Below are 26,216 nucleotides of genomic sequence, written 5' to 3'. Positions count from 1 at the left end.
CCTCACAGATCGTGGATGAGGTGGTGGATGAAGTCGCGTGAGGTGGTGGACGGGAGCGCGCAGGATTCCATGCCGTCCAGCACGGCTCGGTACTTGCTCAACTGCGCCTCCGCGTCCAGGAACTCGCAGGCTCCGTGGTGCGAGTCCAACTGGACCGTGTCGAGTTGAGGGACGGGGCCCTCGACGTAATCGAAGGACTGACCCGTGGTGGGGAAGTGGGCCGCCCCGAACGGGATCACGCGCAGCTCGACGTGCGGTAGTTCGCTCATGTCGGCCAGGTGCTTGAGCTGGCCGCGGGCCACGACGGGGCCGCCGAAACCCATGCGGAGCGCAGCCTCGTGAATGATCGCCGTGTACGGAGGCGGCTCCCGCCTGTGCAGCACGCCCTGTCGTTTGAGGCGGTGGGTGAGGCGGTGCTCCATCTCGTACTGCCGCATGGGTGGCACCACCGCCTGGAAGAGGGCCCGCGCGTGGTCTGTCGTCTGGAGCAGTGCCGGGATGTGGAGCATGAGCGCCACACGTAGTGCGGCGGCGTGGTGCTCCAACTCCGCCAGGTCGACCAGGGCCACCGGAACGTGGTCGCGATACTCCTCCCACCAGCCGCGTGTTCGCCGGCCGGTCATCGCCGCGAGAGCCTCGATGAGGCGCTCATCGAAGCAGTCGTAGGCATGGGCCATGGTTCGCACTCGCTCGGCGCTGATCGGTGTGCGGCCGGTCTCGATCATGCTGACGCGCGCCTGGTTGACGCCCAGCTGTTCGGCGGCGCCGGTCGCGGTGAGCCCCGCTCGCTCGCGAAGTTTGCGCAGCTCCGCGCCCAGCCTCCGCTGCCTGAGAGTGGGGCTGCTAGTGGGCGGCACGGCGTCTCCTTCCAGACCGCGTCGCGGCGGCTCGGTACCTCACACGAGTGAAGAGTAGATGCTTCCAATGAGTTTAGTTAGATGCATCTAACCATCTGCTCTACGGTGGTCACGTACCGCCCAACTCCCCCCGCCCATAAGCCGGAAGCGCACCCACCCAGGCACAGCCACCGCCCGGCGCGGCCGTTGAGCGAGTCCTCAAAGGTCTCCTTCTCTCCTGCCGGAGGTATCCGATGGTCACCGTAGCCCTGCCCGACACCTGGGTGTACGCCCTTCGCCTGCCGCATGACCCGAGAGCCGCACGTGTCGCACGTACGACCGTGCGGGCCGCGCTGAAGGGGCACGGTATGGCCGAAGTCCTGGACGTCGTGGAGCTGTTGACGTCCGAGCTCGTCACCAACGCCTACCGGCACGCCAAGGGGCCTGCCTCGCTCCGGTTGACGGCCTTGGGGGAAGGGCGGCTCCGCGTAGGGGTTTGGGACAGCCACCCCCACATCCCCGCTCCCTTCGCCCGACCTCCGGGCGACCGCGTCCCGCCCGCCCCGATGGGGGCTGTCAGTGGACGCGGGCTGCTCCTCGTCCAGGAGCTGGCCGACTCCTGGGGAGGCTGGTCGCTCGGGGACGGGCTTCTCGACCGAGGCGCGGGGAAGCTGTTGTGGTTCGAGGTGGGCCGGGGTAACCCCTGCGGTGGGAAGCGTTGAGCAGTCCAGCCGCGGCTGTCGTACTAGCCCGGCATACTGCTGTCGTGGCCGAGTACGCAGACGGAAGCAGCAGCGCGACCTCCCGCTGGGGCTATGGGACGGAGCGGCTTCCGGTGACGCTCGACGAGCTGGCTGGACCGGAGAGCGGATCCGTTGAGCTTCCCCTGCAGCTCGCATGGTCCGGGCTGCGGATCTTCGATCTCGGTGACGTGAAGCTGCTGCTCGGCATGTACCGGATCGTCCTCAACAACGGATCGACGGAAGACTTCGTGCGTTACCTCGATCAGGGGCACCTCGTCCGCCACTGGCCCATCCTGCGCAAGATGCTGGGGCGTGGCGTGCGCGACACGTGGGAGGAAGCCTTTCCCGAGCTCCGCCGCTCCGGCTCGGTATGAAGCTGCCCCCGCTGCATCGCCGACTGCTGGCGGATGCCCTGGACGAGGGCGAGGACTACGAGCTCGCCCTCGCCGGCGGGTACGCCGTACAGGCTCACGGCCTGGGCGCTCGTCCCAGTCAGGTTCTGGACTTCGCGACTCGACACCTTGCGTCGATGACCGACATCGTCCCGCGCCTCGCGGACGGCCTGCGGGGGAAGGGCTGGACGTTCGCCGTGGTCGATGTCCGGCCGCTCAAGGCTCGGCTCCTTGTATCGGATCCGGACAGCCGAGAAGCCTGTGAAGTCGACCTCCTCAAGGAGGCCTTGGCTCGTCAGCCGGTCGTCATGGACGTCGGCCCCGTGGTCGATCTCGAGGACCTGGTGGTCATGAAGGTACGCGCCCTCGGCGATCGCGGTCTGCCGCGAGACGTGATCGACGTCCACGCGACCTGCCGGTACTACTCCGTGATCGAGCTGGAGCAGCTGGGCGCACGGGACGAGAGTGAGTTCGACCTCGTCGAGCTGCGCGACCGCCTGGAGAGCGTCGTATGGGTCAGTGACGAGGAGTTCGCGGCGTATGGACTCAGCCCCGACGAGATCGCCGAGCTGCGGCAATGGGCCCTCGACAGGGAGTCCGACCTCGGGCTGCGGATCCTCGAGGACTACGACGACCCGGAGGACACCGACGACTGAGGCCGGTCACCCCGCCCTCACACCACGGCCCCCCGGCGCGGAGCTTTCCGTAACACAAAGCCCCCACGACCTCTCATCCCGCCCCCCGCGAGGGTGAGAGCAACGTTCCCTTCCGGTCACCCGGTGCCACAGACAGGAAACGCCGCGTCCCTACCTTCGGGGTCAGCCACTCGAAGCAGGACCGAGCCCCGTCGCACCGTGGAGGCGTCATGACAGCCCCTAGTACAGCCCCCGCACCCCCGAGCAGGGGCGGTCGCTGGATCCAGCAGTGGGATCCGGAGGACGAGACCTTCTGGAAGGAGACCGGCGAGAAGGTCGCCAAGCGGAACCTGCTCTTCTCCGTTCTCTCCGAGCACATCGGGTTCTCGATCTGGACCATGTGGTCCGTGCTCGTGCTCTTCATGGGACCGGAGTACGGGCTGACCCCCGCCGACAAGTTCCTGCTCACGTCGATGGTCACGCTCGTCGGTGCCGTCGTCCGGGTCCCCTACACCTTCGCCGTCGCGATCTTCGGCGGCCGGAACTGGACGATCATCTCGGCCAGTCTGCTCCTCGTCCCCACCGTCGCCGCGTTCGCCGTGATGAAGCCGGGGACCTCGTTCGACACCTTCCTGCTGGTCGGTCTGCTGGCCGGTATCGGCGGCGGCAACTTCGCCTCGTCCATGACCAACATCAACGCGTTCTTCCCCCTCCGCAAGAAGGGCTGGGCCCTCGGGCTCAACGCCGGCGGCGGCAACATCGGCGTCCCGGTCATCCAGCTGATCGCCCTCGCGATCATCGGCGCCAGCGGCGGACCCCGGGTGCTGCTCGGGATCTACATCCCGCTGATCCTCGTCGCCGCCATCCTCTCCGCGCTCTTCATGGACAACATCGAGAACGTGAAGAACGACACCGGCGCCGCCAAGGACGCCGCGCGTGACGGCCACACCTGGATCATGTCCTTCCTCTACATCGGCACGTTCGGCTCGTTCATCGGCTACAGCTTCGCCTTCGGGCAGGTGCTGCAGAACCAGTTCGGCCGGACCCCGCTGGAGGCCGCGTACGTCACCTTCATCGGCCCGCTGCTCGGCTCGCTGATCCGTCCGGTGGGCGGCGCGCTGGCCGACAAGTACGGCGGCGCGAAGATCACGCTGTGGAACTACGTCGGCATGGGCGCGGCGACCGCGGTCCTGATCGCCGCCAGCATGCAGAAGTCGCTCGGACTGTTCACCGTCGCGTTCGTGGTGCTCTTCGTCCTCAGCGGCCTCGGCAACGGCTCGACGTTCAAGATGATCCCCGGCATCTTCCACACGAAGGCCCTCGCCAAGGGGCTGGAGGGCGAGGCGGCCGCCGCCTACGGGCGTCGCCTCTCCGGTGCCTCCATGGGGCTCATCGGCGCGGTGGGCGCGCTCGGCGGCGTCGGTATCAACCTCGCCTTCCGCCAGTCCTTCCTCTCCTACGGCTCCGGAACCGGAGCGTTCGTCGCCTTCCTCGCCTTCTACGCGGCCTGCTTCGGGGTCACCTGGGCCGTATACCTTCGGCGTACGGCCGCCCAGGGCCAGGCCTCGACCGCCCCAGAGGCGAAGCCGCAGCTCAGCTACGCCGAGGTGTGACGTAACACCGGCGACATGAACCGGAACCGAGCCTGTCACGAGCCGTTGACAGGCTCGGTCGGCATGTAGGTCAGAGGACAGACTGACGACAGACTGCGGGACGAGAGCCATGTACGAGGAACAGCAGGCAGCAGAGCAACACGGCCCCCTCGCGGGGTTCACCGTGGGAGTCACGGCCGCGCGCCGGGCAGACGAACTCGGTGCGCTGCTCCAGCGTCGCGGGGCCGCGGTCCTGCACGCGCCCGCCCTGCGGATCGTGCCCCTCTCCGACGACAGCGAGCTGCTGGCGGCGACGAAGGACCTGATCGACCAGGCGCCGGACGTCGTGGTGGCCACCACGGCGATCGGTTTCCGGGGGTGGGTCGAGGCCGCCGAGGGCTGGGGGCTCGGTGAGACGCTTCTCGACCGGCTGCGCGAGGTGGAACTGCTCGCGCGCGGACCCAAGGTCAAGGGGTCCATCCGGGCGGCCGGGCTGACGGAGGACTGGTCGCCGTCGTCCGAGTCCATGGCCGAGGTGCTCGACCGGCTGCTGGAGGAGGGCGTCGAGGGCCGCCGTATCGCCATCCAGTTGCACGGTGAGCCGTTGCCCGGGTTCGTGGAGGCGCTGCGGGCCGGGGGCGCGGAGGTCGTCGGGGTACCGGTGTACCGGTGGATGCCGCCGGAGGACATCGGGCCGGTGGACCGGCTGCTGGACGCGGCCGTCTCGCGGGGGCTGGACGCGCTGACCTTCACGAGCGCGCCGGCCGCGGCCTCGCTGCTGTCCCGGGCCGAGGACCGGAGCCTGCTGCCGGAGCTGCTCGCCGCGCTCAACCACGACGTGCTGCCGGCCTGTGTCGGGCCGGTGACCGCGGTGCCGTTGCAGGCGCGGGGGGTGGAGACGGTCTCGCCCGAGCGGTTCCGGCTCGGTCCCCTCGTGCAGTTGCTGTGCCAGGAGCTTCCCGGGCGGGCCCGGTCGCTGCCCATCGCCGGCCACCGGGTGGAGATCCGGGGGCACGCGGTGCTGGTCGACGGGGTGCTGCGGCCGGTGCCGCCCGCGGGGATGTCGTTGCTGCGGGCGCTGTCACGGCGGCCCGGGTGGGTGGTGTCCCGGGCGGAGCTCCTGCGGGCACTGCCGGGCGCGGGCCGCGACGAACACGCCGTGGAGACGGCGATGGCCCGCCTCCGTACGGCCCTGGGGGCGCCGAAGCTGATCCAGACGGTGGTCAAACGGGGGTACCGGCTCGCCCTTGACCCGGCGGCCGACGCGAAGTACTCCGACGCCTAAATAGTCGAGTACTCCCAGGTCCAGCTAGTCGAGCTCCGACGTTCAGCTAGTCGAGTCCTCCGACGTCCGGCTGGTCGCGCCCGGTGGCACGACTGCCCGTGGCCTTCACCAGGAGCCCCAGCGTCACCGTCAGCAACACCGCCCGTACGACGTTCCACGCCACCCACGGGTCCTCGAACTCCTCGCGCAGGGCGCCGGGGTCGCCGCTCCGCGCGAGGGCGTCGTTGAGGGGGACGTTGAAGGCGACGGTGACCAGGAACGCCAGGGCGGAGGCCACCAGGGCCGCCCACACCCACCCTCGGTACCCCCGGCCCCGCGCCTGCCAGGCCGCCACCGCCGTGAGCAGCGGGGCGCCCAGGAAGCCGAGGAAGAACACCGGGTTCTGGATGACCTCGTTGATGTCGCGCATGACCTCGACGTAGACGCGGTCGTCGCTGCGGGCCAGGGCCGGCATCACGGCGCACGCGAAGACGTAGAAGGCCCCGGCGATCAGGCCCGTGGCGATCGTGGCCGCGCCGAGGACGAATCCGCTGCTCCTGCTGTTCTGTGTCCTGGCTCCAGTCGTCATGGCTCCAGTCAAGGGCCCCGTCCACCGGGCCGACATGGCCGAGACGCGCTGTCGCATACGTACGCGTCCAGCCACCGCTCCCGGTCCGAGGGGTTCCGGCGGCGAGGGCGGGAGGGCACTGTTAGAGGGAGCCCCGGAACAGCCCCACAGCCTCGAAGCACCTCACCGACCCCTTCCCACCGGGGCACCCCTAGGCGGTGACAGGCACATGGCACTGGGTACGGCCACGGTCGCGTACGAGCTGCGGTTCGACGCCGGACGGATCTGTCTCGACCTCCTCGCGACCACCCACCCCGAGGAACGCCTCGACTCGACGGAGGTGCTCGGCGCCTGGATCGTCGGTTCGGGACTGGTGCCGCAGGGGACGGACCTGACCCACGCGGATCTCTCCTGGCTGGTCGGCTTCCGCGAACTGCGGGGATGTATCGGGCAGCTGGTGCGGGGCGCCCCCGGCAACGGCCTCGCGCTCGCCCACGTCAACGTCGCCGCCCGCGCCGCGCCACCCGCCCCGCGCGCGGTACCGGACCAGGAGGGCGCCCTGGTGCGCGAATTGGTCGGTCCGCCCGGCTGCGCGGCCCTGCTCGGAGCCATCGCGAGGGACGCCGTGGAGCTGCTGACGGACCCGGTCGCGCGGGCCGGGATCAGAGAGTGCGAAGGGGACAACTGCCCCATCGTGTACCTGGATACATCACGGGGACGCAGGAGGCGCTGGTGCTCCAGTGAGGTCTGCGGGAACCGGGAAAGGGTGGCCCGGCATCGTCGGCGTGCGGCACTCTCGCGCACCTGACTGGTCGTTATGTCCCTTCTGCGGAGTGGTTGTCGAAGTGATTTCGATTACATCTCGTTTACCCGGTCAACCTCACGGGTCGTAGTCGTGATCGCGCTCATGTGGCGGAAATGTGAAGATCGCGCGGCGGGAATGTGCATGCATGTCCTGTCTCGTCACGTCACTCAGAAGAAAACTGTCGTCGCACTTTGAACACTCGGCACCCCACGTCCGTACCCCTCGTCGAGCGACCGACTGGGGGAACCCCCGGACATCGGAGGTGGGCGTGCGCAAGGATTCCGTCGTGGCCAATGAACGTGGATCGAGGGCCCGACATCGCATGTCCCAGCCCTCGGAACCTGATGAGGAGCTGATGCGTGCCCTTTACAGGGAGCACGCCGGGCCTCTCCTTGCGTATGTCCTCCGGTTGGTCGCGGGTGACCGCCAAAGAGCCGAGGACGTGGTGCAGGAGACGCTCATCCGTGCCTGGAAGAACGCCGGACAGCTCAATCGAGCGACCGGATCGGTACGCCCCTGGCTGGTGACGGTCGCCCGGCGCATCGTCATCGACGGCCACCGCAGCCGGCAGGCCCGGCCGCAGGAGGTCGATCCGTCGCCGCTGGAGGTCATCCCCGCGGAGGACGAGATCGACAAGGCGCTGTGGTTGATGACGCTGTCGGACGCGTTGGACGACCTGACCCCCGCCCACCGGGAGGTCCTGGTCGAGACGTACTTCAAGGGGCGTACCGTCAACGAGGCGGCCGAGACACTGGGCATCCCCAGCGGAACCGTCCGCTCGCGGGTCTTCTACGCCCTGCGGTCGATGAAGCTCGCACTGGAGGAGCGGGGGGTGACAGCGTGATGGGTGTTTACGGGGGTAACCAGGGATTCGGCACAGGTGGTTCGGGTATGTCTGGCTCCATGATGGGATCTCCGGTGCCGAACGAGCACGAGACCGTCGGCGCCTACGCCCTCGGGATCCTCGACGACGCCGAGGCGACCGCCTTCGAGGCCCATCTCGCGACCTGCGAATGGTGCGCGCAACAGCTCGACGAGCTCGCCGGCATGGAGCCGATGCTCGCCGCCCTCGCGGACCTGCCGGGCTCCGGCACCCCCGCGATCGGGGAGTCGCTGTCCGCCAAGCCCAGTCCGCGGATCGTGAACAAGCTCGTGGACGAGGTCGCCGAGCGCCGTGCGCAGAAGCGGCGCCGCAGTTTCTACATGGTCGCGGCCGCGGCCGCGCTGATCATCGGCGGTCCGTTCGTCGCGATGGCGGCGAGCGGCGGTGACTCGGGCGGCGGGCCCAAGCAGGGGCAGGTCCTCGCGGCCACCCCCAAGGAACTCTTCGAGTCCATGAGCGACAAGGTGTCCGCGACCGACTCCTCCACCGGGGTCAGCGCGACCGTCGCCATGCAGGAGAAGAACTGGGGCACCTCGCTGGGTCTGGAGCTCAAGGGCGTCAAGGGACCGCTCAAGTGCTCCCTGATCGCGGTCGGCACCAACGGCGAGCGCTGGACGGCCTCGACCTGGTCCGTCGGCAAGTGGGGCTACGGCATTCCCAACGGCAAGACCGCGGAATCCAAGCAGCCGCTCTACATCGGCGGCGCGGTCGCCCCGGCCCAGAACGACATCGACCACTTCGAGGTCGTGGACTCCGACGGCAACAAGCTCGTCCAGGTCGCCGCGTAACTTCCCGCCGGGGCCCCCTTCGCGTACGGTTGACGGCTGCCCAGCACGTCAGAAGGGGGCCCGGTGGCCGCTCAGGCTCAACCATCTGCGGTCGGCTCGGTTCAGGACTCCGTCCGGGACCGTGAGATCAGCGGAGAACAGGAACATCTGGACCGGGTCTACCGGCGCCTTGAGGAGAAGATCCACGAGGCGGAGTTCCTGATGAACGACGCGGCCAAGCGTGGCCAGGTCGGCACGCCCGGCGCGCTCGCCGAACGGGACGCCCAGGTCTTCCGGGCCGGCGTCCACCTCAACCGGCTCAACAACGAGTTCGAGGACTTCCTGTTCGGCCGGATCGACCTGCTCCCCGGCAAGGACGGCAAGAAGGGGCCCGACGGCGCCTACACCGCCGTGGAGCCCGCCGAGGGCGCTGTCCGCGAGGACAGCACCGCCGACATCGCGGAGACCCTGCACATCGGCCGGATCGGGGTCCTGGACTCCGAGTACGCACCGCTCGTCATCGACTGGCGGGCCCCGGCCGCAGCGCCCTTCTACAGGTCCACTCCGGTGGATCCCGGGCGTGTCGTACGACGCCGGGTCATCCGTTCCAAGGGCCGCAGGGTCCTCGGCGTCGAGGACGACCTCATGCGCCCCGAGCTCAAGGCCTTCCTCGACGGCCACGAGCTGCCCGTCATCGGCGACGGTGCCCTGATGGCCGCGCTCGGCCAGGCCCGCAGCCACACCATGCGGGACATCGTCGCCTCCATTCAGGCCGAGCAGGACCTGGTCATCCGCGCCCCCGCCGCGTCCGTGACCTACGTCGAGGGCGGGCCCGGCACCGGCAAGACCGCCGTGGCCCTGCACCGCGCCGCGTACCTCCTCTACCAGGACCGCCGCCGGTACTCGGGCGGCATCCTCATCGTCTCGCCCACCCCCCTGCTGGTCGCCTACACCGAGGGCGTCCTGCCGTCCCTCGGTGAGGAGGGCCAGGTCGCCATCCGGGCGATCGGCTCCCTGGTCGACGGCGTCGAGGCCACCCTGTACGACTCCCCGGCGGTGGCCCGCGCCAAGGGCTCGTACCGGATGCTGAAGGTGCTGCGGAAGGCGGCACGGGGAGTGCTGGAACTGGGCGCCGGGGGTACGGAGGCCGGCCCGGGTGGTTCCGCCAGGGCCCGCGGTGCCGGCAGGGCCCCCGGCCGGCCCGACTCCGGGCAACTCGCCTTCGGGGACTTCGATGCCTCCGACGGCGGTACCGGAGACGGGAACGGCACCGCCACCGCCGTATCCCCGCAGCCCCCGTCCGGACCCCCCACCCGCCTGCGCGTCGTCGCCTTCGGGCGGCGGCTCGAACTGGAGGCGGACGAGCTGGAACGCATCCGCCGCAACGCCCTCAGCGGCACCGCGCCGGTGAACCTGCTGCGGCCCCGGGCCCGCAAGCTGCTCCTGGACGCGCTGTGGGCGCGGTCCGGGGCGGGGGGCCGGCACACCGATCCGGAGCTCGCCGCCGAGCTGCGGTCGTCGTTCGACGAGGACATCACCTCCGAGGACGGCTTCATCGAGTTCCTCGACGCATGGTGGCCCGAGCTCACCCCGAAGACCGTTCTCGCCGCCATGGCCGACGAGCGTCGCCTGGGGCGCTGGGCCCGCCGGATCCTCAACCCCGGCGAGGTCCGCAGGGTCGCCCGCTCGCTCAGGCGGGACGGCCTGACCGTGCACGACATCGCCATGCTCGACGAGCTCCAGGCGGTCCTCGGCGCCCCAGCCCGCCCGCGCAAGAGGCGCGAACTGGACCCGCTCGACCAGCTCACCGGCCTGGAGGAGCTGATGCCGGTCCGCGAGGAGTCGCAGCGCGAGCGGGCCGAGCGGCTCGCCCAGGAGCGGGTCGAGTACGCCCATGTCATCGTCGACGAGGCCCAGGACCTCACGCCCATGCAGTGGCGCATGGTCGGCCGCCGCGGCCGGCACGCCACCTGGACGGTCGTGGGAGACCCCGCCCAGTCCTCCTGGTCCGACCCCGACGAGGCCGCCGAGGCCCGCGACGAGGCCCTGGGCTCCCGGCCCCGCCGCCGCTTCGAGCTGACGGTGAACTACCGCAACCCCTCCGAGATCGCCGAGCTCGCGGCGAAGGTGCTGGCGCTGGCCATGCCCGGCGCCACGTCCCCCTCGGCCGTACGGTCCACGGGCGTCGAGCCCCGCTTCACCGTCGTACGCAAGTCGCTCGGCGAGACCGTCCGCGAGGAGGCCGCCCGGCTCCTCGGCCTCGTCGACGGCACGGTCGGCGTCGTCGTCGCCATGAACCGGCGCGAGGAGGCGGCCCGCTGGCTCACCGGACTCGGCGACCGGGTGGTCGCGCTCGGCAGCCTGGAGGCCAAGGGACTGGAGTACGACGCGACGGTCGTCGTCTCCCCGGCCGAGATCGCCGACGAGTCGCCGGCCGGACTGCGGGTGCTCTACGTCGCCCTGACCCGGGCCACCCAGCAGCTCACGGTCGTCTCGGCGGACCGGGACCAGTCGGACGGGGAGGGCGTGCCGGATCTGCTGAGAGATTGAACTCTCCGCACGGGAATGGTCTTTCGGGATCCGTTTGTTAGCCTGGACGTGACACCGGCCCGATCCAAGCCCCCGGGCCCAACCTTCGTCGCCACGAGCGACCACTTGCCGCGAGGCGAGCATGGCGGGTCGGTGTCATTGACCTGGTGAGAGGCCCACATCCATGTGATGTGGGCCTCTTTCGCATGAACCGCTCCGTGAACAAAAAGTCCGCAATCCAGTGCGGCTAACGCCTACTCATCAGTAGGTGCGACCATCGGACGGCATCAGCACCAGAGGTGAAAGCAGAGGAAGTCGGCCATGGCAACGGCGCCCAGCGTCTCCTACTCGATTACGGTCCGGCTGGAGGTGCCCGCGAGCGGAACCGCGGTCTCCCAGATCACCACGGCCGTAGAGTCCCACGGAGGCTCGGTGACCGGCCTCGACGTGACCGCGTCCGGCCACGAGAAGCTCCGTATCGACGTCACCATCGCCGCGTCCTCCACCGCGCACGCCGACGAGATCGTCCAGCAGCTGCGCGGCATCGAGGGCGTCACGCTCGGCAAGGTCTCCGACCGAACCTTCCTGATGCACCTCGGCGGCAAGATCGAGATGGCGTCGAAGCACCCCATCCGCAACCGTGACGACCTCTCGATGATCTACACGCCGGGTGTGGCCCGCGTGTGCATGGCGATCGCCGAGAACCCCGAGGACGCGCGCCGCCTCACCATCAAGCGCAACTCCGTTGCGGTCGTGACGGACGGCTCGGCCGTGCTGGGCCTGGGCAACATCGGCCCCAAGGCCGCCCTCCCGGTCATGGAGGGCAAGGCGGCCCTCTTCAAGCGCTTCGCCGGCATCGACGCCTGGCCGCTGTGCCTGGACACCCAGGACACCGACGCGATCGTCGAGATCGTCAAGGCGATCGCCCCCGGGTTCGCCGGCATCAACCTCGAGGACATCTCCGCGCCGCGCTGCTTCGAGATCGAGGCCCGGCTGCGCGAGGCCCTCGACATCCCCGTCTTCCACGACGACCAGCACGGCACCGCGATCGTCGTCCTCGCCGCCCTGACGAACGCACTTCGCGTGGCTGGCAAGGCCATTGAGAACATCCGGGTCGTCATGTCCGGTGCCGGCGCGGCCGGTACGGCCATCCTGAAGCTGCTGATCGCCGCGGGCGTCAAGAACGCCGTCGTCGCCGACATCCACGGCGTCGTGCACGCCGGCCGCGAGGACCTCGTCGACGCCGCCCAGGGCTCGGCGCTGCGCTGGATCGCCGACAACACCAACCCCGAGAACCTGACCGGGACCCTGAAGGAGGCCGTCCGCGGCGCCGACGTCTTCATCGGTGTCTCGGCTCCCAACGTCCTGGACGGCACCGACGTGGCCGCCATGGCCGAGGACGCGATCGTGTTCGCGCTTGCGAATCCCGACCCCGAGGTCGACCCGGCGATCGCCCGTCAGACGGCGGCCGTCGTGGCCACCGGGCGGTCCGACTTCCCGAACCAGATCAACAACGTGCTGGTCTTCCCGGGTGTCTTCCGCGGTCTGCTGGACGCCCAGTCCCGCACGGTCAACACGGAGATGATGCTCGCGGCCGCGAAGGCTCTGGCGGACGTCGTCACCGAGGACGAGCTGAACCCGAACTACATCATCCCGAGCGTCTTCAACGACAAGGTCGCGGGCGCGGTGGCGGGTGCGGTGCGGGACGCGGCGAAGGCCGCGGGCGCGACGGCGTAGGGCCCCCGTCCACGGCTCCGGTTCGGCGTCTACAGTGGACGTCGTATGTTTGTTCGGCTGTGAGGATTGCCACGGCGGTCCTCCGGCCCGGCGCGTCGCGGAACCGGGCGCTTCACGGCACCCTCTAGGGTGGCGCCACGCCCAGGCCTCTGTTCGTGTGACCCCCTAGGGTGGTCGTACGAGTCCTACGGGTGCCGGATTGGCTTTCCCGCAGCAGGTAGGGGCAGGATGCGTCCCTGGGCGCGAGCGCATCGGCTTCGCTGTGCCTCGTGTGCGGCCCCGCCGCGTGGCACACCCCAACGGCAAGAAGAACACGGGAGTAACAACATGAACCGCAGTGAGCTGGTGGCCGCGCTGGCCGACCGCGCCGAGGTGACCCGCAAGGACGCCGACGCCGTTCTGGCCGCGTTCGCCGAGACCGTCGGCGAGATCGTCGCCAAGGGCGACGAGAAGGTCACCATCCCCGGCTTCCTGACCTTCGAGCGCACGCACCGTGCCGCTCGCACCGCGCGCAACCCGCAGACCGGTGACCCGATCCAGATCCCGGCCGGCTACAGCGTCAAGGTTTCGGCGGGCAGCAAGCTCAAGGAAGCCGCCAAGGGCAAGTAGGTCCGACGGTACGTCTCGGGACGACGTACACGTCTCAGTAACGTCAATGGGGCGGCCACCCGGAACCGGGTGGCCGCCCCATCGTCGTGTGCGGGAACTGTCAGCCGAGTGCCTTGCCCGGCAGCTCCACCTTCGCGCCCAGCTCGACGAGCTTCTCCATGAAGTTCTCGTAGCCGCGGTTGATGAGGTCGATGCCGTGGACCCGGGACGTGCCCTGGGCCGCCAGCGCCGCGATCAGGTACGAGAAGCCGCCGCGGAGGTCGGGGATGACCAGGTCGGCGCCCTGGAGCTTGGTGGGTCCCGAGACGACCGCCGAGTGCAGGAAGTTGCGCTGGCCGAAGCGGCAGTTCGAGCCGCCCAGGCACTCGCGGTAGAGCTGGATGTGAGCACCCATCTGGTTGAGCGCGGAGGTGAAGCCCAGGCGGGACTCGTACACCGTCTCGTGGATGATCGACAGGCCGGTGGCCTGGGTGAGGGCGACCACCAGCGGCTGCTGCCAGTCCGTCTGGAAGCCCGGGTGCACGTCCGTCTCGAGCGCGATGGACTTCAACTGGCCGCCGGGGTGCCAGAACCGGATGCCCTGGTCGTCGATCTCGAAGGCACCGCCCACCTTCCGGTAGGTGTTCAGGAACGTCATCATCGAGCGCTGCTGGGCGCCGTGGACGTAAATGTTGCCCTCGGTCGCCAGCGCGGCGGACGCCCAGGAGGCGGCCTCCAGGCGGTCCGGCAGGGCGCGGTGGTTGTAGCCGCCGAGCCGGTCCACGCCCGTGACGCGGATGGTCCGGTCGGTGTCCATCGCGATGATGGCGCCCATCTTCTGCAGGACGCAGATCAGGTCCTCGATCTCCGGCTCGACCGCGGCGTTGGAGAGCTCGGTGACACCTTCGGCGAGGACGGCCGTCAGCAGGACCTGCTCGGTCGCGCCGACGGACGGGTACGGCAGCGTGATCTTCGTGCCCCGAAGCCGCCGCGGCGCCTCCAGGAACTGCCCGTCCGCGCGCTTCTCGATCGTCGCGCCGAACTGCCGCAGCACCTCGAAGTGGAAGTCGATGGGCCGGCCGCCGATGTCGCAGCCGCCGAGACCCGGGATGAAGGCGTGTCCCAGGCGGTGCAGCAGGGGACCGCACAGGAGGATCGGGATCCGCGAGGAACCCGCGTGGGCATCGATGTCAGCGACGTTGGCGCTCTCGACATGCGTCGGGTCCATCACCAGCTCGCCCGGTTCCTCACCCGGACGGACCGTCACCCCGTGCAATTGCAGCAGACCGCGTACGACGCGCACGTCACGGATGTCCGGAACGTTGCGCAGTCGACTCGGCTCGCTGCCCAGAAGGGCGGCGACCATGGCCTTCGGTACGAGGTTCTTCGCACCGCGGACACGGATCTCGCCCTCCAGCGGGGTTCCGCCGTGGACAAGCAGTACGTCGTCAGAGCCGTTGACGGTCATGTATCTCGCGTTCCGATGAGTCGGGCAGGGGCCGGAAGGGACAAGGGTAATCGCCGCCTACCCCCCTTCTGTAAGCCCAAGTGCCGCTCAGTCACGTCATAGCTGTGTCACAACACGTGCCGTCCCCTGTCGGGCACATGGGGTCACCGGCGCCGGGCGTGCGCGTGGGGCGCATCGTTGCGCTCTGAGCTGCATCCACTGCCGTAGCGGCATTGCCTCCCCACGCGGAGGGAAGATGCGGGATCATGTCTGGCATGACCGAGGTGTCCTCGCTCACAGGGCGGTTGCTCGTGGCAACGCCCGCCCTGGCGGACCCGAACTTCGACCGAGCGGTGGTGCTCCTTCTCGACCACGACGAGGAGGGCTCCCTCGGCGTGGTCCTCAACCGGCCCACCCCGGTGGACGTCGGCGACATCCTGGAGGGCTGGGCCGACCTCACGGGCGAACCGGGCGTCGTCTTCCAGGGCGGCCCGGTCTCCCTGGACTCGGCGCTGGGGGTCGCCGTCATCCCCGGGGGCGGGGCCGTCGACGGGGCCCCACTGGGCTGGCGCAGAGTGCACGGCGCGATCGGACTGGTCGACCTGGAGGCCCCGCCGGAGCTGCTCGCCTCGGCGCTCGGCAGCCTGCGCATCTTCGCCGGTTACGCCGGCTGGGGCCCCGGTCAGCTGGAGGACGAGCTGGTGGAGGGCGCCTGGTACGTCGTGGAGTCGGAACCGGGCGACGTGTCCTCCCCGGCCCCGGAGAGACTGTGGCGCGAGGTCCTGCGCCGCCAGCGCAACGAGCTCGCGATGGTGGCCACGTATCCGGACGACCCTTCGCTGAACTGATCCATGTGAGCTTCAGTACCCTTGGCCGTATGAGCACTCTCGAGCCCGAGCGCGGGACTGGTACGGGGACCCTCGTCGAGCCCACGCCGCAGACTTCCCACGGCGACGGCGACCACGAGCGCTTCGCCCATTACGTCCAGAAGGACAAGATCATGGCGAGCGCCCTCGACGGCACACCCGTCGTGGCGCTGTGCGGCAAGGTGTGGGTGCCCGGCCGCGATCCCAAGAAGTACCCCGTGTGTCCCATGTGCAAGGAGATCTACGAGTCCATGGGTTCCGGGGACGACGACAAGGACGGCGACAAGTAGGACTGCCGACCGGCTGAGCTTCGCGAGGCCCCCGAGGCGCGTTTCGTGCGCCCCGGGGGCCTCTCGCGTGTCACGGATTGGTTGAGACCTCTTGTGGGCGTGTTCATGCAAGCCATAACCTCCGTTGCGTTGAGCGAAATTGCCATTGCATATGTTGCAACGCATGCTCCGGAGGAATCACTCCATGAACCTCTCCCCCCGCATCCCCGCTCTGCTCCTGACCGCCCTGGTCGTCACCGCCTGCGCGCCCCAGACCTCCTCCAACTCCTCCTCCGACAAGGACGAGAAGACCGGCACCCTGCGCGTCTGGCTCTTCCAGGAGGTCGGCAACGAGCCGAAGCAGAAGGTCGTCGACTCCGTCGTCGCCGCCTTCGAGAAGGCCCACAGCGGCATCAATGTCGACGTGGAGTACATCCCGGTCGAGACCCGGGCCCAGCGCGTCAAGGCCGCCTTCAACGACCCGTCCTCCGCGCCCGACGTGATGGAGTACGGCAACACCGACACCGCCGGCTATGTGAAGGACGGCGGACTCCTCGACGTCAGCAAGGAGTTCGCCGGCTGGAGCGAGGCCAAGGACACCGACCCCACCGCGAAGACCTCGGTCACCGTGGACGGCAGGATCTACGGCTCGCCGTTCTACGTCGGCGTCCGCGCCCTCTACTACCGGACCGACGTCTTCAAGGAACTCGGCCTCGAAGCACCGAGGACGATGACCGAGTTGGCGGTGACCGCCCGCAAGATCCGCGCCGCCAAGCCCGAGTTGTACGGCCTTGTCGTCGGCGGCGCCTACACGTACGGCGCGATGCCCTTCATCTGGGCGAACGGCGGTGAACTCGCCACCGGCAAGGACGGCTCCTACGCCTCCGCGATCTCCGGCGGGTCCGCGCAGAAGGGCATCAAGGAGTACACCTCGCTCTTCACCGACGACAACTGCCCCGCCGCCAAGTGCGCCGGAATGGGCGGCAACGACACGATCACCGCGTTCGCGGCGGGCAAGGCCGCAATGGCGATCGGGGGCGACTTCAGCCATACGGCGGTGGAGGCCGGGAAGGTCAAGGGCGAGTACGCGGTGGTGCCGCTGCCCGGGGTCTCCGCCGGGTCGATCGCTCCCGCGTTCGCCGGCGGCAACAACATCGGGGTGCTCAAGAGCACCTCGCACCGGACGATGGCCGTTCAGCTGATGGAGCAGCTCACGTCGAAGAAGACACAGACGGCGATGTTCGACGCGATGGGATTCCTGCCGACCTTCCCGGACGTACGGCAGCAGGTCGCCGCGGAGCAGCCGTACGTGAAGCCGTTCGCGCGGACCCTCGCGGCCGGGACGAAGTTCGTGCCCGCGTCCCCCGCGTGGTCGCAGATCGACTCCTCGTCGGTGCTGCCGACGATGTTCCAGGAGGTCATCAGCGGCAAGAAGAGCGTGGCGGCGGCCTCGAAGGAAGCGGCCACGAAGATGAACGACGCGTTCGGTTCCGCCGGGTGACCTCAGTGACCCACCGCCCCACCTGGACCCCCTGGCTCTATCTCGCCCCCGCCCTCCTCGTCCTCGGCGGGCTGCTCGTCTACCCCATCTGGCAACTCGGCCTGATCTCCTTCTTCCGCTACACCCAGGCCCAGGTCAGCGGCGGTGAGCCGACCACCTTCCAGGGGTTCGGGAACTACTCGGCGCTCTTCTCCGACCCCCAGTTCTGGCAGGTCCTGCTCGCCACCGTGCTGTTCGCGGCGGCCTGTGTCGTCTCGACGCTCGCCGTCGGATGCGCGCTGGCCGTGCTGCTCACCCGCGTGCGTGCCGTGCCGCGGCTGGCGCTGATGCTGGCCGCGCTCGGCGCCTGGGCGACCCCGGCGGTGACCGGGTCGACGGTCTGGCTGTTCCTCTTCGACCCCGACTTCGGCCCGGTGAACCGGCTGCTGGGGCTCGGGGACCACTCCTGGACGTACGGGCGGCTCAGCGCCTTCCTCCTCGTCCTGCTCGAAGTCGTCTGGTGCTCCTTCCCGTTCGTCATGGTCACGGTCTACGCCGGGATCAGGGCCGTCCCGGCCGAGGTGCTGGAGGCCGCCGCGCTGGACGGGGCCTCGCAGTGGCGGATCTGGCGCTCGGTCCTCGCGCCGATGCTGCGGCCCATCCTGACCGTGGTCACCATCCAGTCGGTGATCTGGGACTTCAAGGTCTTCACCCAGATCTACGTCATGACGAACGGCGGCGGCATCGCGGGCCAGAACCTCGTCCTGAACGTGTACGCCTACCAGCAGGCGTTCGCCTCCTCGCAGTACGGCCTCGGCTCCGCGATCGGCGTCGTGATGCTGCTGATCCTGCTCGCCGTCACGCTGGTGTACCTGCGGCTGCTCCACCGTCAGGGGGAGGACCTGTGAATCCGCCACGGCTGAATCGTCCACGGCTGAATCCGCTACGGCACCCCTGGCGCACGGCAGCCGAGGCCTCGGCGCTGATCGTCGCGGTCGTTGTCGCCTTCCCCCTCTACTGGATGGTCCTCGGCGCCTTCAAACCGGCCGGGGAGATCGAGTCGACCGAGCCCCGGCCCTGGACGCTCGCGCCCTCGCTGGATTCCTTCCGGCGCGTGTTCGGGCAGCAGGATTTCGGTCGGTATTTCGTCAACAGCCTTGTCGTCGCGGGCAGTGTCGTGATCGTCTCGGCACTGATCGCGTTTCTCGCCGCGACCGCGGTGACGCGATTCCGGTTCCGCTTCCGGACCACCTTGCTGATCATGTTTCTGGTGGCCCAGATGGTGCCCGTGGAGGCCCTCACGATCCCCTTGTTCTTCCAGATGCGGGACTTCGGTCTGCTGAACACGCTGGGCTCGCTGGTACTGCCCCACATCGCCTTCTCGCTGCCCTTCGCGATCTGGATGCTGAGGGGGTTCGTGAAGGGCGTACCGGAGGCATTGGAGGAGGCCGCGTACATCGACGGGGCGAGCCGCTCGCGATTCCTGTGGCAGATTCTCTTCCCGCTCGTCCTTCCCGGTCTGGTGGCCACGAGCGCGTTCTCGTTCATCTCGGCCTGGAACGATTTCCTCTTCGCCAAGTCGTTCATCATCAGCGACACTTCGCAGTCCACTCTGCCCATGGCCCTGCTCGTCTTCTTCAAGCCGGACGAGCCGGACTGGGGAGGGGTCATGGCCGCGTCGACGGTGATGACGATTCCGGTGCTGGTGTTCTTCGTACTCGTACAGCGACGCCTGGTCTCGGGGCTGGGCGGAGCGGTTAAGGACTGACGTGACTTCACTGATTCCGGCGCCGTCGCGCGTCGGTGCCCCCGGCGGCCGGCCGTTCGTCCTCGACGAGGACACCGAGATCGAGGCCGGCCCGGGCGCCGCGGGCGTGGCCCGCTGGCTGCGCACCACGGTCGGCGCGGCGACCGGCCTGCCGCTGGATCCGCACGCCTCCGGCGCACTCCGCATCCTGCTGCGGATCACGCCGTCCCTCGCCGACGAACTCGGCAGCCCCGAGGCGTACCGCCTCACCGTGGACGAGCACGCCGTCGTCATCGACGGGGCGGGCCGGGAGGGCCTGTTCTACGGCGCCCAGACCTTCCGTCAGCTGCTCGGCCCCGCCGCCTTCCGCCGGGCCCCCGTCACCTCCGAGCGCGCCTGGGAGGTGTCCCCGGTCACCATCGGCGACGCTCCCCGGTTCCGCTGGCGCGGCCTCATGCTCGACGTGGCCCGGCACTTCACGCCCAAGGACGGAGTCCTGCGTTACCTCGATCTCATGGCCGCGCACAAACTCAACGTCTTCCACTTCCACCTGACGGACGACCAGGGCTGGCGGATCGAGATCAAGAGGTACCCCCGGCTCACCGAGGTGGGCTCATGGCGGGCGCGTACCAAATTCGGCCACCGGGCCTCGCCGCTGTGGGAGGAGAAGCCGCACGGGGGCTTCTACACCCAGGACGACATCCGGGAGATCGTCGCCTACGCCGCCGAGCGGCATATCACCGTCGTCCCCGAAATCGACGTGCCCGGACACTCGCAGGCCGCCATCGCCGCGTACCCGGAACTCGGCAACACCGACGTCATCGACACGTCCTCCCTCACGGTCTGGGACAACTGGGGCATCTCCCTGAACGTACTCGCCCCCACTGACAACACCCTGCGCTTCTACGAGGGCGTGTTCGAGGAACTGCTGGAGCTGTTCCCCTCCGAGTTCATTCACATCGGCGGCGACGAATGCGCCAAGGAGCAGTGGCGGGAGTCGCCCCTCGTCCAGACCCGGATCGGGGAACTCGGCCTCGCGGACGAGGACGAGTTGCAGTCCTGGTTCATCGGGCACTTCGACAAGTGGCTGACCGCGCGCGGGCGCAGGCTCATCGGCTGGGACGAGATCCTGGAGGGCGGGCTGGCCGAAGGCGCGGCGGTCTCGTCCTGGCGCGGCTACGCGGCCGGCATCGCGGCCGCCCGCGCGGGCCACGACGTCGTCATGTGCCCCGAGCAGCAGGTGTACCTGGACTACCGGCAGGACGCGGGCGCGGACGAACCGGTCCCCATCGCCTACGTCCGCACCCTGGAGGACGTCTATCGGTTCGAGCCCGTTCCACCGGAGTTGACGCCCGAGGAGGCCGCGCACGTCCTCGGCGCGCAGGCCAACGTGTGGACCGAGGTGATGGAGGACCAGGGGCGCGTCGACTACCAGACCTTCCCCCGGCTGGCGGCCTTCGCCGAAGTGGCCTGGAGTCCTCTGCCCGCCCCCGCGGAACGGGACTTCGCCGACTTCGAGCGGCGGATGGCCGCGCACTACGAGCGACTCGACGCCCTGGGCGTCGGCTACCGGCCGCCCACGGGGCCGCTGCCGTGGCAGAAACGGCCCGGTGTGCTCGGCCGGCCCATCGAGGGGGCGCCCCCGAACAGGTAGGGGAAAAAGACCTCAAGTGTCACCGAAGAGTGTCAATCGTCATGTGCGGGCGATCCCGGATGAAAACGGACCATCCCCCTGGTGGGGTGGGTGAATGCCGCCGAACGCCTCCTAGCGGACCCCTGTCTTCGGGTGTTGCGAAGATGTGCCAGAGTTGCCACGTCCGCCCTGTCAGCACGTACCGTACGGCAGCAACAGGCAGGGCCAGGTGGGGCAGCGGGAAGGGGCAGCCGGTTTGACCACGCACACACCGCAGGCGGCGCAGGCCGTCACGCTGCCCACGACGCTGGACGAGGCCGTGGCGACCCTCACCGCCATGCCCGCCGCCGTGCCCGTCGCCGGCGGCACCGACCTGATGGCGGCCGTCAACTCCGGACAGCTCAGGCCCGCCGCCCTCGTCGGCCTCGGCCGCATCAGCGAGATCCGCGGCTGGCAGTACCAGGACGGGCACGCCCTGCTCGGTGCCGGACTCACCCACGCGCGTATGGGCCGCCCCGACTTCGCCGCCCTCATCCCCGCGCTCGCCGCCGCCGCCCGCGCCGCGGGGCCGCCGCAGATCCGCAACGCGGGCACCCTGGGCGGCAACATCGCCTCGGCGGCCCCCACGGGCGACGCACTGCCCGTCCTCGCCGCCCTCGAAGCCACGCTGATTATCGCGGGCCCCGACGGAGCCCGCCGCGAGATGCCGGTCTCGCACCTGCTGGCCGGCATGGAGATGCTGCGCGCCGGTGAACTCATCGGCTTCGTGCGCGTGCCGCTGCTGCACGCCCCGCAGGTCTTCCTCAAGGTCACCGGACGCACCGGACCGGGCCGCGCGATGGCCTCCGTCGCGCTGGTCCTCGACCCGGCCCGGCGCGGGGTCAGGTGCGCCGTCGGTGCCATAGCGCCGATGCCGCTGCGCCCCCTGGACGCCGAGCAGTGGGTCGCCCGGCTCATCGACTGGGACAACAACCGCGCGATCGTCCCGGAGGCCCTGGAGGCCTTCGGCGAGTACGTCGCCGCGGCCTGCATCCCCGACCCGGTACCGGGCCCGGACGGCTCCGTGCCGCAGCATCCGCCCGCAGTACTGCACCTGCGGCGCACCGTCGCCGCGCTGGCCCGACGAGCACTGGGGAGGGCACTGTCGTGACCGACGACCAGCATGGAGAGGGCACGCCCCGGGCCGCCGGCCGCTGGGACCCGCTGCCCCAGGGGGACTACGACGACGGCGCGACCGCCTTCGTGAAGCTCCCCGAAGGGGGCATCGACGCCCTCCTGGCCTCCGTCGACAGCCCGCTGGCCGCACCCGGCCACGGTTATGTGCCGCCGCAGATAACGTCCGCGCCGGGCGACGGGACCGACCCGGCGGGCACGGGCGGCTGGGCCGTACCCGCCGAGGGCGCGCAGTGGCCCGACCCGAGCACCCTGCCGCAGGGCCAGACCGGGCAGTTCACGTACAACCCCGCGACCACCCAGCAGTGGCACGTCGAGGACACCGCGGCCGCGCCCGCGCCGGGCCACGATGTCACCGGCCAGTGGTCGATCCCCGTCGCGGGCGGCGAGCTCCCGGACGAATCGGGCGAGTTCACCACGTCGTCCCTGGTCGAGCAGTGGGGCGGCACCCCGCCGGCGACCCTGCCGGGCGGTGCGTCCGCGCCCTGGGCGACCCAGCCGGCGCAGCCGTGGGGGGACCAGCCCCAGGACGGCCCGGGAGCGGGACCCGAACACGGCGGACCGGCCGGGGAACGGCACCCGCACCTGCCGGACGGCGACGGGCACTCCGGCGGCTTCGACGGCGGCCTCGACGGCGGCTACGGCGGTCCGGTCGGCGACGGTCACAACGGCCCGGTCGGCGACGGCCACGCGCACGTGCCCGCCGGTGAGGTACCGGGCGGCGAGGCCGACGCCCCGCACGGTGGCCCGGCCGGTGACGCGCACGTGCCCTCCGCCGCGCATCCCGGAAGCCACGCGGTCGTCGACGCCCCGCAGCGGCCCGAGCCGGACGAGGTGGCACCCGAGGCGGCCCAGGACCGCACGCAGCCGCACACCGACACCGACGGCCACGGCACCGCTCTCGCCGAGCCCTACCGGGACGGCCCCTCCGCGACCGCCTCACAGCCCTCACCCGGCCCTGATGAGGCATCGGCGGCCCTCAGGGCCCCCGAGGACGCCGAAGAGGCCGTAGAAGCCGCTGACGGCCCCGACGAGCCCGGTTCCGAGCACGCCCCGGCCGCGGGCGACGACGAACCGGCGCCGGAAGCGGCCGAGGAGCACGCGAGCGGCTCCGACGAGAACCAGGACGAGCCGGCCACCTCGCTCCCCGGTGAGGAACACCCCCTCGCCTCCTACGTCCTGCGCGTCAACGGCGTCGACCGCCCCGTCACCGACGCCTGGATCGGCGAGTCGCTGCTCTACGTGCTGCGCGAGCGGCTCGGACTCGCCGGCGCCAAGGACGGCTGCTCGCAGGGCGAGTGCGGGGCGTGCAACGTCCAGGTCGACGGACGGCTCGTCGCCTCCTGCCTGGTGCCCGCCGTGACCGCCGCCGGCAGCGAGGTCCGTACCGTCGAAGGACTCGCCGAGGACGGCCGGCCCTCGGACGTGCAGCGGGCGCTCGCCCGGTGCGGCGCCGTGCAGTGCGGCTTCTGCGTGCCCGGCATGGCGATGACCGTGCACGACCTCCTGGAGGGCAACCCCGCGCCCACCGAGCTGGAGACCCGCCAGGCGCTGTGCGGCAACCTCTGCCGCTGCTCCGGCTACCGGGGCGTCGTCGACGCCGTCAAGGAGGTCGTCGCCGAGCGCGATGCCCACGCGAAGGGCGACGCTGAGACGGACGGCGACGAGGCACGTATTCCGCACCAGGCGGGCCCCGGCGCCGGAGGTGTCCACCTCTCGGCGTTCGACTCGCCGGGGTTCCCGGGCGCCGCCGGATCACATGAGCAGGCGTACGGACAGGGACAGGACGGAGGCCAGGCGTGAGCAACGAAGCCGCCACCGCGACCACCGCCGCGGAGGCAGCAGCACCCGCCCCCGAGCCGATTCCGCACGGCATCGGCGTCTCCCTGCCGGCCGCGGACGCGCGCGCGAAGACCGAGGGCACCTTCCCCTACGCGGCCGACCTGTGGGCCGAGGGCCTGCTGTGGGCGGCCGTCCTGCGCTCCCCGCACGCGCACGCGCGCATCGTGTCCATCGACACCTCCCACGCGCGTGAGATGCCCGGAGTCCGCGCGGTCGTCACCCACGAGGACGTGCCCGGCAGCCCGGTTCACGGCCGCGGCCGTGCCGACCGCCCGGTCTTCGCCTCCGAGGTCGTCCGCCACCACGGCGAGCCCATCGCGGCCGTCGCCGCCGACCACCCCGACACCGCGCGCATGGCCGCCGCCGCCGTCATCGTCGAGTACGAGGTGCTCGACCCGGTCACCGACCCGGAACAGGCCTTCGAGGCGGAGCCGCTGCACCCCGACGGCAACCTGGTCCGGCACATCCCGCTCCAGCACGGCGACCCCTCCGCGACCGGCGAGATCGTCGTCGAGGGCCAGTACCGCATCGGCCGCCAGGACCCCGCCCCCATCGGCGCCGAGGCAGGACTCGCCGTGCCCCGCCCCGACGGCGGCGTCGAGCTCTACCTCGCCTCCACCGACCCGCACGGCGACCGGGACACGGCCGCCGCCTGCTACGGCCTGGAGCCCGAGCGCGTCAAGGTCGTCGTCACCGGCGTCCCCGGCGCCACCGCCGACCGCGAGGACCAGGGCTTCCAGCTCCCGCTCGGCCTGCTCGCGCTCAAGACCGGCTGCCCGGTCAAACTGACGGCCACGCGCGAGGAGTCCTTCCTCGGCCACGTCCACCGGCATCCCACGCTGCTGAGATACCGCCACCACGCCGACGCCGACGGCAAACTGGTGAAGGTCGAGGCGCAGATCCTGCTCGACGCGGGCGCCTACGCCGACACCTCCTCGGAGGCCCTGGCCGCCGCCGTGGGCTTCGCCTGCGGGCCCTACGTCGTCCCGAACGCCTTCATCGAGGGCTGGGCCGTCCGCACCAACAACCCGCCCTCCGGCCACGTCCGCGGCGAGGGCGCGATGCAGGTGTGCGCCGCCTACGAGGCGCAGATGGACAAGCTGGCCAAGAAGCTGGGCGTCGACCCGGCGGAACTGCGCCTGCGCAACGCCCTCGCCACCGGGGACGTACTCCCGACCGGCCAGACCGTGACCTGCCCGGCCCCGGTCGCCGAACTGCTCCAGGCCGTACGGGACTTCCCGCTGCCCGAGCTGCCCAAGGACACCCCCGAGGACGAGTGGCTGCTGCCCGGCGGCCCCGAGGGCGCGGGCGAACCGGGCGCGATCCGCCGGGGCGTCGGCTACGGCCTCGGCATGGTGCACATGCTCGGCGCCGAGGGCGCGGACGAGGTCTCCACGGCGACCGTACGCGTCCAGGACGGCGTGGCGACGGTGCTCTGCGCGGCCGTCGAGACCGGCCAGGGCTTCACCACGCTGGCCCGCCAGATCGTCCAGGAGACGCTCGGCATCGACGAGGTCCACGTGGCGCCCGTCGACACCGACCAGCCCCCCGCAGGCCCGGGCTGCCGCGGCCGCCACACCTGGGTCTCGGGCGGCGCCGTGGAACGCGCGGCCAAGATGGTCCGCACCCAGCTCCTTCAGCCCCTGGCGCACAAGTTCGGCATGTCCACCGAACTGCTCCAGATCACCGACGGCAAGATCACCTCGTACGACGGCGTCCTGTCGACGACCGTCACCGAGGCCATGGACGGCAAGGAACTGTGGGCCACCGCCCAGTGCCGCCCGCACCCGACCGAGCCCCTCAACGAGATCGGCCAGGGCGACGCCTTCGTCGGCATGGCGTTCTGCGCGATCCGCGCGGTGGTCGACGTCGACATCGAACTCGGCTCGGTGCGCGTGGTCGAGCTGGCGCTCGCCCAGGACGTGGGCCGGATCCTCAACCCGGCCCAGCTGGAGGCCCGTATCGAAGCGGGCGTCACCCAGGGCGTCGGGATAGCGCTGACGGAGAACCTGCGCAGCGCGCGCGGGCTGATCCGCCACCCGGACCTGACGGGGTACGCCCTGCCGACGGCCCTGGACGCGCCGGAGATCCGGATCGTCAAGCTCGTCGAGGAGCGGGACGTGGTCGCCCCGTTCGGCGCGAAGGCGGCCAGCGCGGTACCGGTGGTCACGTCACCGGCGGCCGTCGCATCCGCCGTGCGCGCGGCCACGGGCCGTCCGGTGAACCGGCTCCCGATCCGCCCGCAGGCCGCGGTGGTGACGGACCGGTGACCACGCCGGGGCAGGAGCCCCGCGAGTACGAACCGCCGCCCGGTCTCGGCAAGTTGGCGCTGTGGATCCTGCTGTTCGTGGTGGCGGCGATCGTGGTCGTGGTGGGCGGCGTGTACTTCGCGTGAGCGAGGTGCCGCCGACCGTCGGGGA

At 70.4% G+C, this 26,216-nt stretch carries 24 protein-coding genes; 21 read left to right on the top strand and 3 right to left on the bottom strand.

What is annotated here, in order from left to right:
* Nucleotides 1-2: 2 nt before the first annotated feature.
* Nucleotides 3-857 (bottom strand): helix-turn-helix domain-containing protein, encoded by an 855-nt coding sequence (locus H293_RS0128510; protein WP_020121235.1) that lies wholly within the window; start codon nucleotides 855-857, stop codon nucleotides 3-5.
* Nucleotides 858-1,090: 233 nt separating this feature from the next.
* Between H293_RS0128510 and H293_RS0128505 the strand changes: the two genes are divergently transcribed.
* From H293_RS0128505 to H293_RS0128485, 5 genes are all read left to right on the top strand, one after another.
* Entirely contained in the window at nucleotides 1,091-1,558 is a 468-nt protein-coding gene (locus H293_RS0128505; RefSeq protein ID WP_020121234.1) for an ATP-binding protein, read from the top strand.
* Between the two features lie 44 nt (nucleotides 1,559-1,602).
* Entirely contained in the window at nucleotides 1,603-1,953 is a 351-nt protein-coding gene (locus H293_RS0128500; RefSeq protein WP_063746938.1) for a hypothetical protein, read from the top strand.
* Entirely contained in the window at nucleotides 1,950-2,627 is a 678-nt protein-coding gene (locus H293_RS0128495; protein WP_020121232.1) for a nucleotidyl transferase AbiEii/AbiGii toxin family protein, read from the top strand. The genes H293_RS0128500 and H293_RS0128495 overlap by 4 nt, the downstream gene beginning before the upstream one ends.
* 209 nt (nucleotides 2,628-2,836) lie before the next feature.
* Nucleotides 2,837-4,219: a nitrate/nitrite transporter gene (locus tag H293_RS0128490; RefSeq protein ID WP_020121231.1), complete on the top strand. Its 1,383-nt coding sequence runs from the start codon at nucleotides 2,837-2,839 to the stop codon at nucleotides 4,217-4,219.
* Nucleotides 4,220-4,328: 109 nt separating this feature from the next.
* Nucleotides 4,329-5,483: a uroporphyrinogen-III synthase gene (locus tag H293_RS0128485; RefSeq protein WP_020121230.1), complete on the top strand. Its 1,155-nt coding sequence runs from the start codon at nucleotides 4,329-4,331 to the stop codon at nucleotides 5,481-5,483.
* Nucleotides 5,484-5,529: 46 nt separating this feature from the next.
* Here the strand turns inward: H293_RS0128485 and H293_RS0128480 are convergent, their stop codons facing one another.
* Entirely contained in the window at nucleotides 5,530-6,051 is a 522-nt protein-coding gene (locus H293_RS0128480) for an anthrone oxygenase family protein (RefSeq protein WP_020121229.1), read from the bottom strand.
* A 208-nt stretch (nucleotides 6,052-6,259) separates the two neighbouring features.
* On the opposite strand from H293_RS0128480, the gene H293_RS0128475 reads away from it, so the two are divergent.
* From H293_RS0128475 to H293_RS0128450, 6 genes are all read left to right on the top strand, one after another.
* On the top strand, nucleotides 6,260-6,838 hold the full coding sequence (locus tag H293_RS0128475) for a CGNR zinc finger domain-containing protein (RefSeq protein ID WP_020121228.1): 579 nt from the start codon (nucleotides 6,260-6,262) through the stop codon (nucleotides 6,836-6,838).
* A 319-nt stretch (nucleotides 6,839-7,157) separates the two neighbouring features.
* The gene (locus tag H293_RS0128470) at nucleotides 7,158-7,679 is read left to right on the top strand and encodes a sigma-70 family RNA polymerase sigma factor (protein ID WP_010039908.1); all 522 of its coding nucleotides are present in this window, start codon (nucleotides 7,158-7,160) and stop codon (nucleotides 7,677-7,679) included.
* A gap of 59 nt (nucleotides 7,680-7,738) precedes the next feature.
* The gene (locus H293_RS0128465) at nucleotides 7,739-8,506 is read left to right on the top strand and encodes an anti-sigma factor family protein (RefSeq protein ID WP_158694446.1); all 768 of its coding nucleotides are present in this window, start codon (nucleotides 7,739-7,741) and stop codon (nucleotides 8,504-8,506) included.
* Between the two features lie 63 nt (nucleotides 8,507-8,569).
* Nucleotides 8,570-11,035, top strand: coding sequence for a HelD family protein (locus tag H293_RS0128460; RefSeq protein WP_020121225.1), 2,466 nt, complete (start codon nucleotides 8,570-8,572; stop codon nucleotides 11,033-11,035).
* Nucleotides 11,036-11,335: 300 nt separating this feature from the next.
* The gene (locus H293_RS0128455) at nucleotides 11,336-12,751 is read left to right on the top strand and encodes an NAD-dependent malic enzyme (RefSeq protein ID WP_020121224.1); all 1,416 of its coding nucleotides are present in this window, start codon (nucleotides 11,336-11,338) and stop codon (nucleotides 12,749-12,751) included.
* 327 nt (nucleotides 12,752-13,078) lie between these two features.
* The gene (locus tag H293_RS0128450; protein ID WP_007382399.1) at nucleotides 13,079-13,360 is read left to right on the top strand and encodes an HU family DNA-binding protein; all 282 of its coding nucleotides are present in this window, start codon (nucleotides 13,079-13,081) and stop codon (nucleotides 13,358-13,360) included.
* Nucleotides 13,361-13,460: 100 nt separating this feature from the next.
* On the opposite strand, the gene murA is transcribed toward H293_RS0128450, so the two are convergent.
* Nucleotides 13,461-14,807: a UDP-N-acetylglucosamine 1-carboxyvinyltransferase gene (gene murA / locus H293_RS0128445; RefSeq protein ID WP_020121223.1), complete on the bottom strand. Its 1,347-nt coding sequence runs from the start codon at nucleotides 14,805-14,807 to the stop codon at nucleotides 13,461-13,463.
* A gap of 254 nt (nucleotides 14,808-15,061) precedes the next feature.
* On the opposite strand from murA, the gene H293_RS0128440 reads away from it, so the two are divergent.
* The 10 genes from H293_RS0128440 to H293_RS60295 all read left to right on the top strand — a co-directional run bounded on the left by H293_RS0128440 (nucleotide 15,062) and on the right by H293_RS60295 (nucleotide 26,191).
* Complete coding sequence (locus H293_RS0128440; protein WP_020121222.1) at nucleotides 15,062-15,634, top strand: YqgE/AlgH family protein; 573 nt, start codon at nucleotides 15,062-15,064, stop codon at nucleotides 15,632-15,634.
* A 29-nt stretch (nucleotides 15,635-15,663) separates the two neighbouring features.
* Nucleotides 15,664-15,942, top strand: coding sequence for a DUF3039 domain-containing protein (locus H293_RS0128435; RefSeq protein WP_020121221.1), 279 nt, complete (start codon nucleotides 15,664-15,666; stop codon nucleotides 15,940-15,942).
* Nucleotides 15,943-16,126: 184 nt separating this feature from the next.
* Nucleotides 16,127-17,422 (top strand): extracellular solute-binding protein, encoded by a 1,296-nt coding sequence (locus tag H293_RS0128430; RefSeq protein ID WP_020121220.1) that lies wholly within the window; start codon nucleotides 16,127-16,129, stop codon nucleotides 17,420-17,422.
* Entirely contained in the window at nucleotides 17,419-18,309 is an 891-nt protein-coding gene (locus H293_RS0128425; RefSeq protein ID WP_020121219.1) for a carbohydrate ABC transporter permease, read from the top strand. Before H293_RS0128430 ends, H293_RS0128425 begins: the two co-directional genes overlap by 4 nt.
* The gene (locus H293_RS0128420; RefSeq protein WP_020121218.1) at nucleotides 18,306-19,169 is read left to right on the top strand and encodes a carbohydrate ABC transporter permease; all 864 of its coding nucleotides are present in this window, start codon (nucleotides 18,306-18,308) and stop codon (nucleotides 19,167-19,169) included. Before H293_RS0128425 ends, H293_RS0128420 begins: the two co-directional genes overlap by 4 nt.
* 1 nt (nucleotide 19,170) lies before the next feature.
* Nucleotides 19,171-20,802, top strand: coding sequence for a beta-N-acetylhexosaminidase (locus tag H293_RS0128415; RefSeq protein WP_020121217.1), 1,632 nt, complete (start codon nucleotides 19,171-19,173; stop codon nucleotides 20,800-20,802).
* 235 nt (nucleotides 20,803-21,037) lie between these two features.
* Nucleotides 21,038-21,931, top strand: a complete 894-nt coding sequence (locus H293_RS0128410; RefSeq protein WP_020121216.1) for an FAD binding domain-containing protein — start codon at nucleotides 21,038-21,040, stop codon at nucleotides 21,929-21,931.
* Nucleotides 21,928-23,757: a 2Fe-2S iron-sulfur cluster-binding protein gene (locus H293_RS0128405; RefSeq protein WP_020121215.1), complete on the top strand. Its 1,830-nt coding sequence runs from the start codon at nucleotides 21,928-21,930 to the stop codon at nucleotides 23,755-23,757. The genes H293_RS0128410 and H293_RS0128405 overlap by 4 nt, the downstream gene beginning before the upstream one ends.
* Nucleotides 23,754-26,066 (top strand): xanthine dehydrogenase family protein molybdopterin-binding subunit, encoded by a 2,313-nt coding sequence (locus tag H293_RS0128400; RefSeq protein ID WP_020121214.1) that lies wholly within the window; start codon nucleotides 23,754-23,756, stop codon nucleotides 26,064-26,066. The genes H293_RS0128405 and H293_RS0128400 overlap by 4 nt, the downstream gene beginning before the upstream one ends.
* Entirely contained in the window at nucleotides 26,063-26,191 is a 129-nt protein-coding gene (locus tag H293_RS60295; RefSeq protein WP_020121213.1) for a hypothetical protein, read from the top strand. The genes H293_RS0128400 and H293_RS60295 overlap by 4 nt, the downstream gene beginning before the upstream one ends.
* Nucleotides 26,192-26,216 lie beyond the last annotated feature (25 nt).

It is taken from the genome of Streptomyces canus 299MFChir4.1 (assembly GCF_000383615.1).
GTDB lineage: Bacteria > Actinomycetota > Actinomycetes > Streptomycetales > Streptomycetaceae > Streptomyces > Streptomyces canus_C.
This window is presented reverse-complemented; position numbering and strand designations above follow the sequence as displayed.

Excerpts from the sequence above, each read along its gene's own strand:
- H293_RS0128430 (WP_020121220.1), top strand. The coding sequence starts at position 16,127 with ATGAACCTCTCCCCCCGCATCCCCGCTCTGCTCCTGACCGCCCTGGTC.
- H293_RS0128485 (WP_020121230.1), top strand. The coding sequence starts at position 4,329 with ATGTACGAGGAACAGCAGGCAGCAGAGCAACACGGCCCCCTCGCGGGG.
- H293_RS0128450 (WP_007382399.1), top strand. The coding sequence starts at position 13,079 with ATGAACCGCAGTGAGCTGGTGGCCGCGCTGGCCGACCGCGCCGAGGTG.
- H293_RS0128435 (WP_020121221.1), top strand. The coding sequence starts at position 15,664 with ATGAGCACTCTCGAGCCCGAGCGCGGGACTGGTACGGGGACCCTCGTC.
- murA (WP_020121223.1), bottom strand. The coding sequence starts at position 14,807 with ATGACCGTCAACGGCTCTGACGACGTACTGCTTGTCCACGGCGGAACC.
- H293_RS0128505 (WP_020121234.1), top strand. The coding sequence starts at position 1,091 with ATGGTCACCGTAGCCCTGCCCGACACCTGGGTGTACGCCCTTCGCCTG.
- H293_RS0128465 (WP_158694446.1), top strand. The coding sequence starts at position 7,739 with ATGATGGGATCTCCGGTGCCGAACGAGCACGAGACCGTCGGCGCCTAC.
- H293_RS0128490 (WP_020121231.1), top strand. The coding sequence starts at position 2,837 with ATGACAGCCCCTAGTACAGCCCCCGCACCCCCGAGCAGGGGCGGTCGC.
- H293_RS0128455 (WP_020121224.1), top strand. The coding sequence starts at position 11,336 with ATGGCAACGGCGCCCAGCGTCTCCTACTCGATTACGGTCCGGCTGGAG.
- H293_RS0128480 (WP_020121229.1), bottom strand. The coding sequence starts at position 6,051 with ATGACGACTGGAGCCAGGACACAGAACAGCAGGAGCAGCGGATTCGTC.
- H293_RS0128475 (WP_020121228.1), top strand. The coding sequence starts at position 6,260 with ATGGCACTGGGTACGGCCACGGTCGCGTACGAGCTGCGGTTCGACGCC.
- H293_RS0128440 (WP_020121222.1), top strand. The coding sequence starts at position 15,062 with ATGACCGAGGTGTCCTCGCTCACAGGGCGGTTGCTCGTGGCAACGCCC.
- H293_RS0128470 (WP_010039908.1), top strand. The coding sequence starts at position 7,158 with ATGTCCCAGCCCTCGGAACCTGATGAGGAGCTGATGCGTGCCCTTTAC.
- H293_RS0128495 (WP_020121232.1), top strand. The coding sequence starts at position 1,950 with ATGAAGCTGCCCCCGCTGCATCGCCGACTGCTGGCGGATGCCCTGGAC.